This window comes from Streptomyces griseobrunneus, assembly GCF_046713465.1.
Taxonomy (GTDB): Bacteria; Actinomycetota; Actinomycetes; order Streptomycetales; family Streptomycetaceae; genus Streptomyces; species Streptomyces microflavus.
In genome coordinates, this window is record NZ_CP177080.1 from 6,077,207 (window position 1) to 6,095,267 (window position 18,061).

The 18,061-nt window shown below is 69.9% G+C and carries 14 protein-coding genes; 8 read left to right on the forward strand and 6 right to left on the reverse strand.

The genetic code is table 11. The features are described from left to right. The first annotated feature begins 150 nt into the window (after nucleotides 1–150). Nucleotides 151–3,306 carry an efflux RND transporter permease subunit gene (locus ACK8N7_RS27665; RefSeq protein ID WP_403208794.1) on the forward strand — a complete coding sequence of 1,052 codons (3,156 nt, stop codon included), beginning with the start codon at nucleotides 151–153 and terminating at the stop codon, nucleotides 3,304–3,306. Between the two features lie 75 nt (nucleotides 3,307–3,381). On the opposite strand, the gene ACK8N7_RS27670 is transcribed toward ACK8N7_RS27665, so the two are convergent. Continuing rightward, nucleotides 3,382–5,598 carry an ATP-binding protein gene (locus ACK8N7_RS27670; protein WP_500444431.1) on the reverse strand — a complete coding sequence of 739 codons (2,217 nt, stop codon included), beginning with the start codon at nucleotides 5,596–5,598 and terminating at the stop codon, nucleotides 3,382–3,384. Nucleotides 5,599–5,821: 223 nt separating this feature from the next. Then, nucleotides 5,822–7,000, reverse strand: coding sequence for a quinolinate synthase NadA (nadA, locus tag ACK8N7_RS27675; protein WP_403208798.1), 1,179 nt, complete (start codon nucleotides 6,998–7,000; stop codon nucleotides 5,822–5,824). Between the two features lie 251 nt (nucleotides 7,001–7,251). On the opposite strand from nadA, the gene ACK8N7_RS27680 reads away from it, so the two are divergent. Beyond that, on the forward strand, nucleotides 7,252–7,608 hold the full coding sequence (locus ACK8N7_RS27680; RefSeq protein ID WP_403208800.1) for a HesB/IscA family protein: 357 nt from the start codon (nucleotides 7,252–7,254) through the stop codon (nucleotides 7,606–7,608). Between the two features lie 83 nt (nucleotides 7,609–7,691). Here the strand turns inward: ACK8N7_RS27680 and ACK8N7_RS27685 are convergent, their stop codons facing one another. Then, the gene (locus ACK8N7_RS27685; protein ID WP_500444432.1) at nucleotides 7,692–9,125 is read right to left on the reverse strand and encodes a hypothetical protein; all 1,434 of its coding nucleotides are present in this window, start codon (nucleotides 9,123–9,125) and stop codon (nucleotides 7,692–7,694) included. Between the two features lie 157 nt (nucleotides 9,126–9,282). After that, nucleotides 9,283–9,489, reverse strand: coding sequence for a hypothetical protein (locus tag ACK8N7_RS27690; RefSeq protein WP_403208804.1), 207 nt, complete (start codon nucleotides 9,487–9,489; stop codon nucleotides 9,283–9,285). Nucleotides 9,490–9,645: 156 nt separating this feature from the next. Here ACK8N7_RS27690 and ACK8N7_RS27695 point away from each other — a divergent pair, with 156 nt between their 5' ends. Then, the gene (locus ACK8N7_RS27695) at nucleotides 9,646–10,620 is read left to right on the forward strand and encodes a carbohydrate kinase family protein (RefSeq protein WP_403208806.1); all 975 of its coding nucleotides are present in this window, start codon (nucleotides 9,646–9,648) and stop codon (nucleotides 10,618–10,620) included. Here ACK8N7_RS27695 and ACK8N7_RS27700 read toward each other — a convergent pair whose 3' ends face one another. Continuing rightward, nucleotides 10,621–12,003: a cysteine desulfurase/sulfurtransferase TusA family protein gene (locus ACK8N7_RS27700; RefSeq protein WP_403208808.1), complete on the reverse strand. Its 1,383-nt coding sequence runs from the start codon at nucleotides 12,001–12,003 to the stop codon at nucleotides 10,621–10,623. A gap of 271 nt (nucleotides 12,004–12,274) precedes the next feature. On the opposite strand from ACK8N7_RS27700, the gene ctaC reads away from it, so the two are divergent. The 4 genes from ctaC (at nucleotide 12,275) to ACK8N7_RS27720 (ending at nucleotide 16,752) form a co-directional block, all read left to right on the forward strand. Beyond that, entirely contained in the window at nucleotides 12,275–13,243 is a 969-nt protein-coding gene (gene ctaC / locus ACK8N7_RS27705) for an aa3-type cytochrome oxidase subunit II (RefSeq protein WP_031122126.1), read from the forward strand. Then, entirely contained in the window at nucleotides 13,240–14,976 is a 1,737-nt protein-coding gene (gene ctaD, locus ACK8N7_RS27710; protein ID WP_015608062.1) for an aa3-type cytochrome oxidase subunit I, read from the forward strand. The genes ctaC and ctaD overlap by 4 nt, the downstream gene beginning before the upstream one ends. Then, a complete protein-coding gene (locus tag ACK8N7_RS27715; protein WP_403208810.1) occupies nucleotides 14,973–15,371 on the forward strand; it encodes a cytochrome c oxidase subunit 4 in 399 nt (132 codons plus the stop codon). The genes ctaD and ACK8N7_RS27715 overlap by 4 nt, the downstream gene beginning before the upstream one ends. Nucleotides 15,372–15,498: 127 nt before the next feature. Further along, complete coding sequence (locus ACK8N7_RS27720) at nucleotides 15,499–16,752, forward strand: L,D-transpeptidase (RefSeq protein WP_403208812.1); 1,254 nt, start codon at nucleotides 15,499–15,501, stop codon at nucleotides 16,750–16,752. 60 nt (nucleotides 16,753–16,812) lie between these two features. Here the strand turns inward: ACK8N7_RS27720 and ACK8N7_RS27725 are convergent, their stop codons facing one another. Continuing rightward, nucleotides 16,813–17,214 carry a DNA-binding transcriptional response regulator gene (locus ACK8N7_RS27725; RefSeq protein WP_015608059.1) on the reverse strand — a complete coding sequence of 134 codons (402 nt, stop codon included), beginning with the start codon at nucleotides 17,212–17,214 and terminating at the stop codon, nucleotides 16,813–16,815. A 187-nt stretch (nucleotides 17,215–17,401) separates the two neighbouring features. Here ACK8N7_RS27725 and ctaE point away from each other — a divergent pair, with 187 nt between their 5' ends. After that, nucleotides 17,402–18,022 (forward strand): aa3-type cytochrome oxidase subunit III, encoded by a 621-nt coding sequence (ctaE, locus tag ACK8N7_RS27730; RefSeq protein WP_015608058.1) that lies wholly within the window; start codon nucleotides 17,402–17,404, stop codon nucleotides 18,020–18,022. Nucleotides 18,023–18,061: the final 39 nt, after the last annotated feature.

Genomic DNA, 18,061 nt, shown 5'->3' on the forward strand with positions numbered 1-18,061 from the left:
TGCGCGGCATAAGAAAGCAGCCCGGGGACCGACGTCCGGGCGGACCGGGTCGGAGATCGTATAAGCGGGCGGTATGTGTCCCCCGCGCGGACCTCAGCTCCCCGCTTTCCCGCCCATCCGTCTCGCACGCCACAGAAGAGAGACCCACCCATGTCCTGGCTGTCCAGATTCAGCCTCGCGCAGCGGGCCCTGATCGGGCTGATCTCGATCGTCGCGCTCGTCTTCGGCGCGATTGCGATCCCGCAGCTCAAGCAACAGCTGCTGCCCACCATCGAGCTCCCGATGGTCTCGGTGCTGGCCTCCTACCCGGGTGCGTCTCCCGATGTGGTGGAGAAGCAGGTCGTCGAGCCGCTGGAGAACTCCCTCAAGGCCGTCGACGGCGTCGAGGGCATCACCTCCACCGCCAGCGAGGGCAACGCCCTCATCATGGCCACCTTCGACTTCGGCGACGAGGGCACCAAGCAGCTCGTCGCGGACATCCAGCAGGCGGTGAACCGGGCCCGCGCCCAGCTGCCCCCGACCGTCGACCCGCAGGTCATCGCCGGTTCCACGGACGACATCCCGACCGTGGTCCTCGCCGTCACCTCCGACAAGGACCAGCAGGCGCTCGCCGCCCAGCTGGACCGCACGGTCGTCCCCGCCCTCCAGGACATCGAGGGCGTCGGCCAGGTCACGGTGGACGGGGTGCAGGAGCTCCAGGTCTCCGTCGTCCCCGACGACAAGAAGCTCGCCGAGGCGGGTCTGAACGCGGGCGCGCTCTCCCAGGCACTCCAGGCGGGCGGCGCCACGCTGCCGGCCGGCTCCTTCTCCGAGGCGGGCAAGAACCGCACCATCCAGGTCGGCGGCGGTTACACCTCCCTGAAGCAGATCGAGGACCTCCAGGTCGTCGCCAAGGACCCGGCGGGCGCCTCGGACGGGCCGGCGAAGCCGGTGCGGCTCGGCGACGTGGCCGAGGTGAAGCAGGAGCCGTCCACCGCGGTCTCCATCACCCGTACGAACGGCAAGCCGAGCCTCGCCGTGATGGCCACGATGGACAAGGACGGCAGCGCCGTCGCCATCTCGGACGGGGTCAAGGACAAGCTCCCCGACCTCCGTAAGGACCTCGGAGCGGGCGCCGAGCTGACGGTCGTCTCCGACCAGGGCCCGGCCGTCTCCAAGTCGATCTCCGGTCTCACCACCGAGGGCGCGCTCGGCCTGGTCTTCGCGGTCCTCGTGATCCTGGTCTTCCTCGCCTCGATCCGCTCGACCCTGGTCACCGCGGTCTCCATCCCGCTCTCGGTCGTCCTCGCGCTCATCGTGCTCTGGACCCGCGACCTGTCGCTCAACATGCTCACGCTCGGCGCGCTGACCATCGCGATCGGCCGGGTCGTCGACGACTCGATCGTGGTCCTGGAGAACATCAAGCGGCACCTCGGATACGGCGAGGAGCGCCACGAGGCGATCACCACCGCGGTCAAGGAGGTGGCCGGAGCGGTCACCTCCGCCACCCTCACCACGGTCGCCGTGTTCCTGCCCATCGGCCTGGTCGGCGGCATGGTCGGCCAGCTCTTCGGCTCGTTCTCGCTGACCGTCACCGCCGCGCTCCTGGCCTCGCTGCTGGTCTCGCTCACGGTCGTCCCGGTCCTCTCGTACTGGTTCCTGCGCGCCCCCAAGGGCACCCCCGAGGACGCGGCGGAGGCCCGCCGCCTCGCGGAGGAGAAGGAAGCCGCCAGCAAGCTCCAGCGCATCTACGTCCCCGTCCTGCGCTTCGCGACCCGCCGCCGGGTCACCAGCCTGGTGATCGCCGCCGCGGTGCTGCTGAGCACCTTCGCCATGGTGCCGCTGCTCAAGACCAACTTCTTCGACGCGGGCGAGCAGGAAGTGCTCACCGTCAAGCAGGAGCTGGAACCCGGCACCAGCCTCCAGGCCGCCGACGAGGCGGCCCGCAAGGTCGAGCAGGTCCTCACCGACGACAAGGGCGTCAAGGACTACCAGGTCACCGTCGGCTCCTCCGGCTTCATGGCGGCCTTCGGCGGCGGTACGGGCTCCAACCAGGCGTCCTACCAGGTCACGCTGAAGGACGCGGCGGACTACGAGGACGCCCAGAACCGTATCGACGAGGCCCTCGGCAAGCTCGACGGCATCGGTGACACCACCATCGCCGCGGGCGACGGCTTCGGCTCCCAGGACCTGAGCGTCGTGGTCAAGGCGTCCGACGGGGACGTCCTGAAGAAGGCCGCCGAGGCGGTCCGCACCGAGGTCGCCACGATCAAGGACGTCACCGACGTCCAGAGCGACCTGGCGCAGAGCGTCCCGCGGATCTCCGTCACGGCCAACGACAAGGCGGCCGCCGCCGGGTTCGACTCCACCACCCTGGGCGGGATCGTCGCCGGAGCCGTACGCGGCACCCCGGCCGGCACCGCGATGCTGGACGACACCGAGCGCGACATCGTCATCAAGTCCGCCCGCCCGGCCGCCACCATGGCCGAGCTGAAGGCCCTGCCGCTCGGCCCGGTGAAGCTCGGCGACATCGCCGCGGTCGAACTGGTCCCCGGCCCGGTCTCGATGACCCGCATCGACGGCCAGCGGGCGGCGACCATCACCGCCAAGCCCGTCGGCGACAACACCGGCGCGGTCAGTACCACCCTCGCATCGAAGATCGACGCACTGGACCTCCCCGAGGGCGCCACCGCCACCATCGGCGGCGTCAGCGAGGACCAGAACGAAGCCTTCATGCAGCTCGGCCTCGCCATGCTGGCGGCCATCGCGATCGTCTTCATGCTGCTGGTGGCCACCTTCCGGTCGCTGATCCAGCCGCTGATCCTGCTGGTCTCGGTCCCGTTCGCGGCGACCGGCGCCCTGGCCCTCCTGCTCATCACGGGCACCCCGCTGGGCGTCCCCGCGATGATCGGCATGCTGATGCTGATCGGCATCGTGGTCACCAACGCGATCGTGCTGATCGACCTGATCAACCAGTACCGCGACCGGGGCCTCGGCATCGTGGAAGCCGTCATCGAGGGCGGCCGCCACCGCTTCCGCCCGATCCTGATGACGGCGCTCGCGACCATCTTCGCCCTGCTCCCGATGGCGCTGGGCGTCACCGGCGAGGGCGGCTTCATCTCGCAGCCGCTGGGCGTCGTGGTGATCGGCGGCCTGATCAGCTCCACGCTGCTGACGCTGCTGCTGGTCCCGACGCTGTACGCGATGGTCGAGCTCCGCAAGGAGCGCCGCGCCAAGAAGAAGGCCGCCAAGCGCGCGGCCAAGGCTGGCGTCCCGTCCCAGCCGGAGCCGGAGGAGGTCCGGGAGACGGAGCCCGCGAAGGCCTGACACGACGACGAGGAAGGGGCCTGTCCCACGCACCCGCGTGGGACAGGCCCCTTCCGTTTCCCGTACGCGCGAGCCTCAGGCGTCCCCGCCGAGGGCCCGGATGATCCGGAGCCATGTCTCCCCGTGCGGCTCGGGGTGGCGGAGGCTCAGGGCGGCGGTCTCCCTCACCAGCCGGGCGCGGGTCTCCTCGTCGGCCTTGTGCAGGAGTGCGGTCAGGTCGTCCGGGTCGAAGCCCTCGGTCTCGCCCGAGAGCACCAGGGCCACCTGGGCGTGGGTGAGGGAGGAGAGCCGGTCGCGGAATACCTGGCCCTCGATGCCTCCGCCGTGCATCAGCGCGGTGCCGTCCCCGGTCTCCAACGCCCGGTCCACGTAAGCCTGGAGGGCGTCACGGTCCTGCACGAGGCGGTAAGCGGCGTCCAGGCCCTCGGTGCGGCCGATGTCGAGCATGGCGACGTGGGCCAGCGGGGTGGCGTCGGGCGGCTGGACGGTCAGGAGGCGCGGGTGCTCCTCCAGGTAGGCCCGCGACTCCGTCCAGTCCGCGCACTCCAGCCACTCCGCCAGCTGCTCCGACAGGATCAGCGGATCGTAGGCGGCGGTCACCCCGTGGGCGAGGACGGCGGCGCGGAGCAGGGCGTGCCGCTGGGCGCCGTGCGGGTCCAGGATCGCCAGTTCTTCGAGGGCCACCGCCGTCTCCTCGCCGCCGAGGACATCGGCGTTCCGGGACCAGAAGTCGCGTGACCGGGGCCAGTTCGGCGCGAACATCCAGGAGCTGACGAGATCCAGGGTCTCCGGCGGCAGGGCGAGCCAGTCCGGTACGGAGGTGAAGGTCTCCTCCTCCCAGGCCGTGTGCACCGCCTCGATGTCACCGTACGAACGCAGCGCCTGCCGGGCCCGTACGGTCACGGTGTCCGTGCTCCCGGTCCCTTCCCCGGGCTCGTCCTCGTCGAGCCGGTTCACCAGCTCGGCCACCCCGGTCGCGGGCCAGGGCGCGGGGCAGCGCAGCAGGAAGGCGCTCCGCTCGACGCCCAGGCGCCGGGCGGTCGCCGGGTCCACCGCGGCGAACTCCTCGACGGTCTCGTCGAACTCCTCGATCGCCGCCGCGTGCTCGCCGGTGAGGGCGAGGGCCCGGGTCAGGTCGTCGAGGGCGGAGACCAGGGAGGCGCCGTAGGTGCCGGGGCTCTCCAGCGCCAGGGACCTGTGGAGGGCCACCGCCTCCCGGAACGCCTCCACGGCCCCCTCGGCATCGCCGTTCCGCTCCAGGTGGGTGCCGAGCGCCTGGAGGGAGTGGGCAAGGTCGGGCAGGAAGGCGTCCCCCTGTTCCCGCAGCAGGTCGACGGCCTCCCGCGCCGGGGGCAGCGCCTCCTTGGGCCCGCCGGTGGAGGCCAGGCTCCGGGCAAGGGTGCGGAGAGCGGCGGCGAGGCCCGGGCGACAGGCCTCGGGGTGCTGTGCGGCCGGCTCGCGGTGCAGGGCGACGGCTTCCTCCGCCGCGCGGAGCCCCGCCGCCACGTCGCCGGCCTTGTCGAGGTGACCGGCCAGGCCGTCCAGAGCCGTGGCCAGCTCCGGACGGAAGGCGCCCGGCCGCCGCGCGGCGAGTTCGCGGAAGCGGCCGCATGCTTCCTGGGCCGCCTCGACCGCCCCGGAGGTGTCGCTCACCGTCGCACGATGGCCGCCGAGGCCGTGGAGGGCGGCGGCGAGCCGGGGGAGGAAGGCCTCCGGATCCTCCTCGGCGAGGCGCCGGAGGAGACCGACCGCCTCCTCGGCCAGGGGCACGGCCTCCACAGCCTCCCCGGCACCCGCCAGATGCCCGGCGTAGCTCAGCAGGTACTCCGCGAGCGCCGGCACGGACGCCCCCGGCTGCTCCTCCTCGACCAGTTCCCGCTGGAGCCGTACGCACTGCTTCGCGAACGGCACGGCGGTCGCCCGGTCCCCGGTGCCGGCGATCCGGTCGCCCAGGGCCCCCATGGCCTGCGCCAGCTCCGCCTGGAAGCGGTCCGGGCGCTTCATGCCGAGCTCGGCGTAGATCCGCGCGGCCTCCTTCGCCGGGGCCAGCGCCCCTTCCCGGTCCCCGGCCTCGGCGCGGAGCGCGGAGAGCTCACCCAGGACGGCGGCCAGGCCGGGCAGGCCGGTGGCGGGGTCACGTTCGGCGTCGCTGCGCCGGCTCCGTACCTCTTCCTCCACCTGAGGCAGACCCCGGCCGGCCACGGCCCCCACCCCCGCACCTCGCGCCTCGTCGCCCATGCCCGCCCCACGGTCCTCGTAACTCATGCCCGCCCCACCGTCCTCGCCGTACATTCCGGTCAGCCTTGTCGGTACCACCCGCGTGAACGTTCGCTGCGGTGAGTAGCAGCGTAGTTACGGGGAGGAGGGGTGTGGGTCGTACGGCGAAGAATCCCTCCGCCCGAAAGGGGCCGGAGGGGCCGTTAAGCAGCGAAAAGCCCCGGTATGCCGACCTGTGGCATACCGGGGCTCCCAAGGCTCCCAGGGCGTCCGGGACTCCCGGCGGGACACGGCACCGCTACGGCAGCGCCAGCATCCGCTCCAGCGCGAGCTTCGCGTACTTCTCCGTCTCCGGGTCGACCTCGATCCGGTTGACCAGCTTGCCCTCGGCCAGCGACTCCAGGGTCCAGACCAGGTGCGGCAGGTCGATCCGGTTCATCGTCGAGCAGAAGCAGACGGTCTTGTCGAGGAAGACGATCTCCTTGTCCTCCGCGGCGAAACGGTTCGCCAGGCGGCGGACCAGGTTCAGCTCCGTGCCGATGGCCCACTTCGATCCGGCCGGGGCCGCCTCCAGGGCCTTGATGATGTACTCCGTCGAGCCGACGTAGTCCGCCGCGGCCACGACCTCGTGCTTGCACTCCGGGTGCACCAGCACGTTGACCCCGGGCATCCGGGCGCGTACGTCCTCGACCGACTCGACCGAGAAGCGGCCGTGCACCGAGCAGTGGCCGCGCCACAGGATCATCTTCGCGTCGCGCAGCTGCTCGGCGGTGAGGCCGCCGTTCGGCTTGTGCGGGTTGTAGAGGACGCAGTCCTCCAGGGTCAGCCCCATGTCCCGCACTGCCGTGTTGCGGCCCAGGTGCTGGTCGGGGAGGAAGAGGATCTTCTCGCCCTGCTCGAAGGCCCACTCCAGGGCCCGCTTCGCGTTGGACGACGTACAGATCGTGCCGCCGTGCTTGCCGGTGAAGGCCTTGATGTCGGCGGAGGAGTTCATGTACGAGACGGGCACCACCTGATCGGCGACCCCGGCCTCGGTCAGCACGTCCCAGCACTCGGCGACCTGCTCGGCGGTGGCCATGTCGGCCATCGAGCAGCCCGCGGCCAGGTCCGGCAGCACGACCGCCTGGGCGTCCGTGGTCAGGATGTCCGCCGACTCGGCCATGAAGTGCACACCGCAGAAGACGATGTACTCCGCCTCCGGGCGCGCGGCCGCGTCACGGGCGAGCTTGAACGAGTCGCCGGTGACGTCCGCGAACTGGATGACCTCGTCGCGCTGGTAGTGGTGGCCGAGGACGAAGACCCTGTCCCCGAGCTTCTCCTTCGCCGCACGGGCGCGTGCGACCAGGTCCGGGTCGGAGGGGGAGGGGAGGTCGCCGGGGCACTCGACGCCCCGCTCGCTCCTCGGGTCGGCCTCCCGGCCGAGCAGCAGCAGCGCGAGGGGTGTCGGCTGTACGTCCAGGGGCTGGGCCGTGGTCACGTCACGCACCCTTTCTTCTCTGCGTTCTGCTCTGCGCTTCTGCGAACGCGCCTTTTCGTCTATTTGACGCTATCTATCATAGCTCCTTCGTGTCACTTTGACGATGCCGATAGCGTCGATGTGACGCATCCCCCGGGCGGCCGGGTGTGCGAGCATGAAAAGGAACAGACAAGCGCTTGGCCCGGAATGAATCCGCGGCGCAGGCGGTTGAACCGTCGGCAAGCAGTCCGTACAACCCGGGAGAGAAGCAGATGTCCGTATCGGACGAGACCACCACCGTGAGCGACGGCATCCTCCTGTCCGACGCCGCCGCAGCCAAGGTCAAGGGCCTGCTGGAGCAGGAAGGCCGCGAGGACCTGGCACTGCGCGTCGCCGTCCAGCCCGGCGGTTGCTCGGGCCTGCGCTATCAGCTCTTCTTCGACGAGCGTTCGCTCGACGGCGATGTCGTCAAGGACTTCGAGGGTGTCAAGGTCGTCACCGACCGCATGAGCGCCCCGTACCTGGGCGGCGCCTCCATCGACTTCGTCGACACCATCGAGAAGCAGGGCTTCACGATCGACAACCCCAACGCCAGCGGCTCCTGCGCCTGTGGCGACTCGTTCAGCTAACCGCTGCGAGCAGGGCATACGAGGGCGGCCCCGGGATCGATTCCCGGGGCCGCCCTCGTATGCCCGTCCTGACCCGTTCCGCGTCAGCTGCGCGGCACCGTCGCCCCGCTCGCCGCGTCGATCACCGTGCGGTCACCCAGCGGAGCATCCAGCGTCACCGTCCGCTTCAGCTCCTTGGCGATCATGATGCAGGCGCCGTCCTTCTGCGACTTCTCCGCGATGGAGATCCGCACCTGCCCCGGGCTCTCCTCGGCGCTCGCCGTGTACGTGGAGCACACACCGCCCCAGAAGGTCACCTCAAGGGTCCGGCCGTCGGCCGCGTACGAGGTCGTCCTCCGGTCGCCCGAAGGTGTCGGCGCCGCGGGCTTCTCGACGAACTCCGGCGCCACCGCGATCTGCGTGACCGTGCTCTCCGGCCCGCCCGCCCCCTGGCGGACGCTGAACAGCCACGACGGTACGAGGGTCTGCCGGCCGTCGACGTAACTCAGGGCCAGACCGAACACCGCGCCCTCGACCGTCTGCGTCACCGGGGCCCGGTTGCCGTCCGGCGGCACGCACTCCGGGACCGAGGGCTTCGGCTCACCCTCCAGGGGTACTGGAGTGGCGCAGCCGCCGATGTCCTTGCCCCCGTCCCCCCTGGCCCCGCTCGCCTCGTTGAGCTGCTTCAACGCCTCGTCGGCCCCGATCGCCGGGTAGGTGTCCCCCTTCTCCAGCGCCTTCAGCTGACCGCTGCCCCCGGCCACCTTGCCGTCCGGGCCGATCTGCACCCCGGTCGACCAGCCGTACGTGGGCAGCCCGTCCACCTTCGGATCGGCGTTCACCACGCGTACGTCGCCCATGAGCTGGCCCGCGTTCAGCGCCGCGTCGTCCTGGCCGACGGCCTTGAGCACGGGTGCCGCCGCGGCCTTCGCGGCCTTCTCGCTCACCGGCTGCCCGTCCGCCTCCGGCGGGCTCTGGTTCGCACACATCGTCCCCTGCTCACAGGGCTTCACGGGGGTGGCGCGGGCGAACGTCCAGGTGCCCGGGGCCTGCTTGGTGACCTTCAGGAGCGCACCGGGCCCGTCCTCGTCACCGACCACCCAGGAGGCGCCCTCGGTGCGCGGGGTCCCCGGAACGCCGAGCACCTTCGCCAGCCGGGCGACCTCCGCCGGGGCGACCGTGCCCGTGGCCCGGTGGACCGCCGCCTCGTCCGGGCCGTCGGGGAGCTGGCCCGCCGCCCGGTAGACCACCGGCGGACCGCCCGGGTCCGGTTCGCCCGGTGCGATGCCCGGGGGAGGTGTGCTCGGGTCGCCGGGCGTGGCCGGACCCGCCTCGGCGGCGTCCAGCGCCAGTACGGGGGCCTTGCCGCGGGCGGCGGCGGAGCTCTCCGCCGCGCCGCCGTCATCGGACGCGGTGGAGGCCCAGTAGGCCCCGCCGCCCCCGGCCAGCAGCACCGCTGCCGCCACCGAGGCCACCGCGAGCGGCGGACGTCGCCGCCGGGGGCCGGTCACGTCGTTCTCGGGTCGCTCGGTGCTCACCGGATCGCTCCTTCGACTGCGTTGCCGTCGCGTCCACTACCGCGTGCCCCCGGACGGGGACACCGGTGGGACGGAGCGGAGGAGCATGCGGTTCCCGCGCGACGGCGAACGGGGCGCGGAGCCCGTACGGGTCAGGCCGAAAAACGCGCCGAAGTGGTCAGTCCCCGTACTCCGACATCGCGTCGATCAGCCGCGCCGACGCGGGCGGCACCGTCACCCCGTGGATCAGCGACGGCTTCACCGGTGTGGCGGCGGTCTTGACGGGGGCGGCCCAGTGCGGAGCCATGCGCGCGCAGTCCCCGCGCAGCTCGGCCAGGCTCACTTCGGACTCTCGGGACTCTCGCGATGCGGTGTGCTTCGACATATCCGCACCGTAACCACGGTCACGCTCAGGTAGAAAGACCTACTATCGGGTAGTTTTCCCTTTTCCCGGCCGGAGAGCTCACCCGGTAGCGTGAACTGTCACGCCGTCCCGGAGGGCGCACCTCGGCCCTTCGCCTTCCGCAGGAGAAGCCTCCCCGTGCGTATTGCAGTCACCGGCTCCATCGCCACCGATCACCTCATGACCTTCCCCGGCCGCTTCGCCGACCAGCTGGTCGCGGATCAGCTGCACACGGTCTCCCTCTCCTTCCTGGTCGACAACCTCGATGTGCGCCGGGGCGGTGTCGCCGCCAACATCTGCTTCGGCATGGGTCTGCTCGGCACCAAGCCGATCCTCGTGGGCGCCGCGGGATCCGACTTCGACGAGTACCGCGCCTGGCTCGACCGGCACGGCGTCGAGACCGGCTCGGTCCGTATCTCCGAGGTGCTGCACACCGCCCGCTTCGTCTGCACCACCGACTCCGACCACAACCAGATCGGCTCCTTCTACACGGGCGCGATGAGCGAGGCCCGGCTGATCGAGCTGAAGAGCGTCGCAGACCGCGTCGGCGGCCTCGACCTCGTCTCGATCGGCGCGGACGACCCGGAGGCGATGCTCCGCCACACCGAGGAGTGCCGCTCGCGGAACATCCCGTTCGCCGCGGACTTCTCGCAGCAGATCGCGCGGATGAACGGCGACGAGATCCGCATCCTGCTGGACGGCGCCACGTATCTCTTCGCCAACGAGTACGAGAAGGGGCTCATCGAGTCCAAGACCGGCTGGACCGACGAGGAGATCCTTTCCAAGGTCGGCCACCGGGTGACCACGCTCGGCTCCCGCGGTGTGCGGATCGAGCGGGTCGGCGATCCGGTCATCGAGGTCGGCTGCCCCGAGGAGGACACCAAGGCCGACCCGACGGGCGTCGGCGACGCCTTCCGCGCCGGGTTCCTCTCCGGTCTCGCCTGGGGCGTCGGCCTGGAGCGCGCCGCCCAGGTCGGCTGCATGCTCGCCACGCTCGTCATCGAGACGGTCGGCACCCAGGAGTACACCCTGCGCCGCACCCACTTCATGGACCGCTTCACCAAGGCGTACGGCCACGAGGCCGCCGCCGAGGTCCAGCAGCACCTGGTGTGATCAGCTGAGCCGGCGGACCACATAGGCCGAGCCGCGGTCCGCCGGCTCCTCGCCCACGTACTCCTGCTCGCGCATCTCGCACCAGGCGGGGATGTCGAGCCGCGCCGCCTCGTCGTCGGCGAGCACCGTCACCGTGGCGCCCACCGGTACCTCCCCGATCACCTTTGCGAGCTCGATCACCGGGATCGGGCAGCGCCGGCCGAGCGCGTCGACCACCAGGGACGCGACGGGCGCGGGGGAGGGGGGAGCGGAGACCGGGGCGCCGAGCCGCTCCCGCACCTCCGCGACCACCCCGGGCAGTACGTCGAGGAACCGGTCCACGTCCGCCTCCGCCGTGCCCATCGGCAGCGAAACCCGGACGTTCCCCTCCGACAGCACGCCCATCGCCTTGAGCACATGGCTCGGCTCCAGGGTGCTGCTCGTGCAGGACGAACCGGACGATACGGAGAATCCGTGCCGGTCCAGCTCGTGGAGGAGAGTCTCTCCGTCGACATAGAGACAGGAGAAGGTGACCAGATGCGGCAGCCGCCGCTCCGGATCACCGACCACCTCGACATCGCCCACCCGCTCGGCCACGACCGACCGGATTCGGCCGACCAGGGCCCGCAGCCGCACCGCCTCGGCCGCCGCCTCGTCCCGTACCGCGCGCAGCGAGGCCGCCGCCGCCACGATCGCCGGCAGGTTCTCGAACCCCGGCGCCCGGCCCGACTCCCGCTCCCCGGCCGGGCCTTGCGGGGCGAACCGCACCCCCTTGCGTACCGCCAGCAGCCCGACGCCGGCGGGCCCGCCCCACTTGTGCGCGCTCGCCGTCAGCACCGACCAGCGGCCCGCCACCGGCCCCCAGCCCAGCGACTGGGCGGCATCCACCAGAAGCGGGATCCCCGCTTCGGCGCAGAGCGCGGCCACCTGCTCCACCGGCTGCTCCGTGCCCACCTCGTGGTTGGCCGACTGGAGGCAGGCGAGCGCGGTGTCCGCCCGCAGCGCTCCGGCGTACGCCGCCGGGTCCACCGCCCCCGACCGCTCCACCGGCACCTCGGTGAACGATCCGCCCGCCGCCTCGTGGGCCGCCGCCGAATGGAGCACCGAGGAGTGCTCGACCGCGGAGAGGGCCAGATGGCGGCCGACACGCCGACGCCCCGAAAGAGCCCCGGCGATTCCAGCGTGCACGGCGGCCGTCCCCGAAGAGGTGAAGACCAGCTCGTCCGGACGGCAGCCGACCGCCTCCGCCGCGGCCTCCCGGGCGGCGTCCAGCAGCAGCCGGGCGCGGCGCCCCTCGCGGTACAGGCGGGCGGGGTCGGCCCAGCCCTCGTCGAGCGCGGCAAGCAGCGCTTGGCGTGCGACGGGGTGCAGGGGGGCGGCGGAGGCGGTGTCGAAGTAGGGCACGCCGCCACGCTAGCCCGCGGCCGGTCTCGCCCCGGCGCCCGGCTGCCCGCCCGGCCGGGAGAGAGGGCGTCAGATGGCCCCCGGAGGCCCGGATTCCACCCCTTCGGGGAGTCGGGCGGCGCGTTGGGCACCCTCCCCGCGCGACCCCAAATAGCGTCCAGTAGGGTTTGGTCCGCATAAACATCCAAACCCCTGCCCGCGACAGGGACGGCGACCGACCAGAGAGACGGGCGCGCCGACCGTGCGGGCGAGACTCTCGGGAAGGCGCTACGTGAGTCCCAACGGCTCCGACCGCTCGTCGCGGCGCCCGATGCGGCGGAAGCTGCCGCAGGTGCTGACTGCGGGCCTGGTCCTGGCGACGGCCTCCGGTTGTTCATACAACTGGGAGGATTTTCCCCGCCTCGGTATGCCCACCCCGGTAACGGAAGAGGCCCCTCGGATCCTCTCCCTCTGGCAAGGCTCGTGGGCGGCAGCGCTCGTCACGGGTGTCCTTGTCTGGGGGCTGATCCTCTGGAGCGTCTTCTTCCACCGGCGTAGCCGGACCAAGGTGGAGGTACCTCCGCAGACCAGGTACAACATGCCCATCGAGGCGTTGTACACAGTGGTTCCGCTCATCATCGTCTCGGTGCTCTTCTACTTCACCGCGCGTGATGAGTCGAAGCTCCTCGAGCTCTCCGACAAGCCCGCCCACACCATCAACGTGGTCGGCTACCAGTGGAGCTGGGGCTTCAACTACATCGAGAAGGTGGAAGGCCAGCCCGCTGCGGGCAGCGAGGTCCCCAAGGAGCTCGCGGCCATCCCGGACAAGTTCCAGAAGGACTTCCCGCAGGACGCCACCGGCGTCTACGACGCGGGCATCCCCGGTACCCGGAACCCCCAGAACGGCAACCCGGGTCCGACCCTGTGGCTGCCGAAGGGCGAGAAGGTCCGCTTCGTCCTCACTTCGCGTGACGTCATCCACTCCTTCTGGGTGGTGCCGTTCCTCATGAAGCAGGACGTCATCCCGGGCCACACCAACGTATTCGAGGTCACTCCCAACAGGGAGGGCACCTTCATGGGCAAGTGCGCCGAGCTCTGTGGCGTCGACCATTCCCGGATGCTCTTCAACGTCAAGGTCGTCTCCCCGGAGCGTTACCAGCAGCACCTCAAGGAGCTGGCTGAAAAGGGTCAGACGGGCTACATGCCGGCGGGCATCGAGCAGACGGACCCGGCCAGGAATGCGGAGAAGAACCAACTGTGAGCATCCTCAACGAACCTCAGGGTGCCGCTCCAGCAGACGACTCGTACGAGGACGAGCTGCCGGTTCGGCGCAAGCAGCCGGGAAACGTCGTCATCAAGTGGCTGACCACCACTGACCACAAGACGATCGGTACGCTCTACCTGGTCACGTCGTTCGCGTTCTTCTGCATCGGCGGACTCATGGCGCTCTTCATGCGCGCCGAGCTGGCCCGTCCCGGCACGCAGATCATGTCGAACGAGCAGTTCAACCAGGCGTTCACGATGCACGGCACGATCATGCTGCTGATGTTCGCGACGCCGCTGTTCGCCGGGTTCGCGAACTGGATCATGCCGCTGCAGATCGGCGCGCCCGACGTGGCGTTCCCGCGGCTGAACATGTTCGCCTACTGGCTGTACCTCTTCGGCTCGCTCATCGCGGTGGCCGGCTTCCTCACGCCGCAGGGCGCCGCCGACTTCGGCTGGTTCGCCTACGCGCCGCTGAACGACGCGGTCCGCTCGCCGGGCATCGGCGCCGACATGTGGATCATGGGTCTGGCCTTCTCCGGCTTCGGCACGATCCTCGGCTCGGTCAACTTCATCACCACGATCATCTGCATGCGCGCCCCCGGCATGACGATGTTCCGCATGCCGATCTTCACCTGGAACGTCCTGCTGACCGGTGTCCTGGTCCTGCTGGCCTTCCCGGTTCTCGCCGCCGCGCTGTTCGCGCTGGAGGCGGATCGGAAATTCGGGGCACATATCTTCGACTCCGCCAATGGCGGCGCGTTGCTGTGGCAACACCTCTTCTGGTTCTTCGGGCACCCAGAGGTGTACATCATCGCCCTGCCGTTCTTCGGGATCATTTCCGAGGTCATCCCGGTATTCAGCCGCAAGCCGATGTTCGGCTACATCGGTCTGATCGCCGCGACGATCGCCATCGCCGGTCTCTCGGTGACGGTGTGGGCGCACCACATGTACGTGACGGGCGGCGTGCTGTTGCCGTTCTTCTCGTTCATGACGTTCCTGATCGCGGTGCCGACCGGGGTGAAGTTCTTCAACTGGATCGGCACGATGTGGAAGGGCTCGTTGTCCTTCGAGACACCGATGCTCTGGGCCGTCGGCTTCCTGATCACCTTCACCTTCGGTGGTCTGACCGGCGTCATCCTGGCCTCGCCGCCGATGGACTTCCACGTCTCGGACTCGTACTTCGTCGTCGCGCACTTCCACTACGTCATCTTCGGCACCGTGGTCTTCGCGATGTTCTCCGGATTCCACTTCTGGTGGCCGAAGTTCACCGGCAAGATGCTGGACGAGCGGCTCGGCAAGATCACCTTCTGGACGCTGTTCGTGGGCTTCCACGGCACGTTCCTGGTGCAGCACTGGCTCGGTGCCGAGGGAATGCCGCGTCGTTACGCGGACTACCTCGCCGCCGACGGCTTCACCGCGCTGAACACGATCTCCACGATCGCTTCCTTCGTGCTCGGCCTGTCGATGCTTCCGTTCTTCTACAACGTCTGGAAGACCGCCAAGTACGGCAAGAAGGTGGAGGTCGACGACCCGTGGGGTTACGGCCGTTCGCTGGAGTGGGCGACCTCCTGCCCGCCGCCGCGCCACAACTTCATCACCCTGCCGCGGATCCGCTCCGAATCCCCGGCGTTCGACCTGCACCACCCGGAGATCGCGGCGCTCGAACAGCTTGAGCACCACTCCGAGTCGGACAAGGCCCTCGCCGGCGGCAAGGAGGCAGGCAAGTGAAGATCCAGGGACAGCTGTTCATCTGGCTGAGCGTCTTCATCCTCGGCATGGCCGTCGTGTACGGCGTGTGGTCGAAGGAGCCGGTCGGCACCACGGCACTCTTCCTGGCCTTCGGGCTCTCGGTCATGATCGGCTTCTACCTGGCCTTCACGGCCAACCGGGTCGACGCCATGGCCCAGGACAACAAGGAAGCCGATGTCGCCGACGAGGCGGGCGAGCTGGGGTTCTTCGCCCCGCACAGCTGGCAGCCGCTCTCCCTGGCCGTCGGTGGCGCCTTCGCCTTCATGGGCGTCGTATTCGGCTGGTGGCTGCTGTACTTCTCGGCTCCGCTGCTCCTGATCGGCCTCTTCGGCTGGGTCTTCGAGTACTACCGGGGTGAGAACCGCACCCAGTGACACCCGCCGGTGGGTGACACCGCACTACCCCACGAGGGGCCCGCGTCGCAGTAGGCGACACGGGCCCTTCGCTCGTTTGCAGTCACAGAACGCGCTGGAACGGATGAATCTTCTTAGCGTGGGCTGTATGAACCACACGCCGCGCATGCGCACCGTAGTGAGCTGCACCCTGCTGGTCGTGACCCTCGCAGCGGGTGCGACCGCCTGTGGCTCGCCCGACGGCCACCCGCTCTCGACGAAGCCGTACGACGCGGGCGACCAGGTCTCCTTCAACGGCCCGTCCAAGAACCAGAAGGCCGACCCGGACAAACCACTGGAAGTCACCGTCAAGGGTGACGACGGCCGCATCACCGACGTGAGCGCCGTGGACACGGGGGGCCGCCACCTGGCGGGCGAGCTCTCCGCCGACGGCAGGCGGTGGCGCTCCACCGCCCCGCTGGCCGCCGGCACCGGATACACCGTCAGGGTCTCCACCGAGAACGGGGACGGCGCTCCCGGCACCCGTACGCTCTCGTTCGACACCTCCTCGCCCAAGAAGCTGCTGAAGGTCGCCTTCGGCCCGGAGACGGGCACCTACGGCGTCGGACAGCCCATCACGGCGGAACTCAGCGCTCCGGTCACCGGCAAGGCCTCCAGGGCCACCGTCGAGCGCGCCCTGAAGGTCCGCTCCACCCCGGCCGTCACCGGCGCCTGGTACTGGGTCGACGACAAGAATCTCCACTACCGGCCCCAGGAGTACTGGCCCGCCAACGCCACCGTCGAGGTCCGCTCCAACCTCACGGGCATCAAGGTGACCAACGCCCTCTACGGGGCCGAGGCCAAGCCCCTGAAGATCACCACCGGCGACCGGGTCGAGGCCCTCACCGACGCCTCGACCCACACCATGACGGTCCTGCGCAACGGAGAAGTGATCAATACCATTCCGGTCACCACCGGCAAGCCCGGCTTCTCCACCCGCAACGGCGTCAAGGTGATCCTCGCCAAGGAGCAGTTCGTACGGATGCGCGGGGAGAGCATCGGCATCGCGGCCGGCTCGTCGGAGTCGTACGACCTGCCGGTCTACTGGGCCACCCGGGTGACCTGGAGCGGCGAGTACGTGCACGCCGCGCCCTGGTCCACCGGCTCCCAGGGCAACGCCAACGTCAGCCACGGCTGCACCGGGATGAGCACCGGCAACGCCGAGTGGTTCTTCGACACCGTGCGCCAGGGCGACATCGTGAAGGTCGTCGGCAGCGCGGGGGAGACCATGACGCCGTTCGACAACGGGTTCGGCGACTGGAACCTCTCCTGGGAGAAGTGGCAGAAGGGCAGCGCCCTCAACGAAGGGGTGCCGGACAGCCCGCAGACGCTCCAGGCCGCACGGCTGCGCCCGCACGTCTGACGGGGCACAGAAGGAGCGCCCCGCAGTGCGGGGCGCTCCTCACGGGCTCACAGGGCCTTCTCAGGCCTCCACGGCGAGCCGGGCGCGCAGCAGCGCCGCCAGCGCGTCGGCGAACTCCACCGGGTCCACCGGCAGCGTCACCGCGGCCTCCGCCCGGCTCCAGGTGGCCAGCCACGCGTCCTGCGGGCGGCCGATCAGCAGGAGGACCGGGGGGCAGTGGAAGATCTCGTCCTTGATCTGCCGGCAGACGCCCATGCCGCCGATGGGAGCCGTCTCGCCGTCCAGGACGCAGACGTCGACCCCGCCGGCGTCCAGCGCCGCCAGGACGGCCGGAAGCGTCGCGCACTCCAGGAACCGCACCGGTGGCACGTCGGCGGCGGGCCTGCGGCCGGTCGCCAGCTTCACCTGCTCGCGGATGTTGGCGTCGTCGCTGTAGACCAGGACCGTGGCGGTCGCCTGCATTGTTCCTCCGTGACATCTGTGTCTTCGGGGCTCTCGGGGCATGAACCGATGCGCGGATCGTACTCCGCCCGACCGGCCGTCAGCACCGGTAAGGACACCGATTCGATGGGCCGTTCGGGCAGGACACACGGGACTGACACACCGAACGGCACCCCCCGGAGTGAGGGCGGGATAAGCGACCGACATAATGTCGGTCGTGGCGACAGCAACGACAGTAGAAACCGGGCACGCGCACCCGTCGGTCAATCGGCCGAACCTCACCAGCGTCGGAACCATCATCTGGTTGAGTTCCGAGCTGATGTTCTTCGCGGCCCTCTTCGCGATGTACTTCACCCTGCGATCGGTGATGGGACCCGATTACTGGAAGGAGATGGCCGGTCATCTGAACTTCCCGTTCTCGGCCACGAACACCACGATCCTGGTGCTCTCCTCACTCACCTGCCAGCTCGGCGTCTTCGCCGCCGAGCGGGGCGATGTGAAGAAGCTCCGCACCTGGTTCATCATCACCTTCGTGATGGGTTCGATCTTCATCGGCGGCCAGGTCCTGGAGTACACCGAGCTGGTCAAGGACGCGGGGCTCTCCCTGTCGTCCGACCCGTACGGCTCGGTGTTCTACCTGACCACCGGCTTCCACGGCCTGCACGTGACGGGCGGCCTCATCGCCTTCCTGCTGGTACTCGGCAGGACATACGCAGCCAAGAGGTTCACCCACGACCAGGCCACCGCAGCCATCGTCGTGTCCTACTACTGGCACTTCGTGGATGTGGTGTGGATCGGCCTGTTCGCAACGATCTACATGATCAAGTAACCGGGCTCGCACCCACCCACCATCGACGCAGAAGATCCT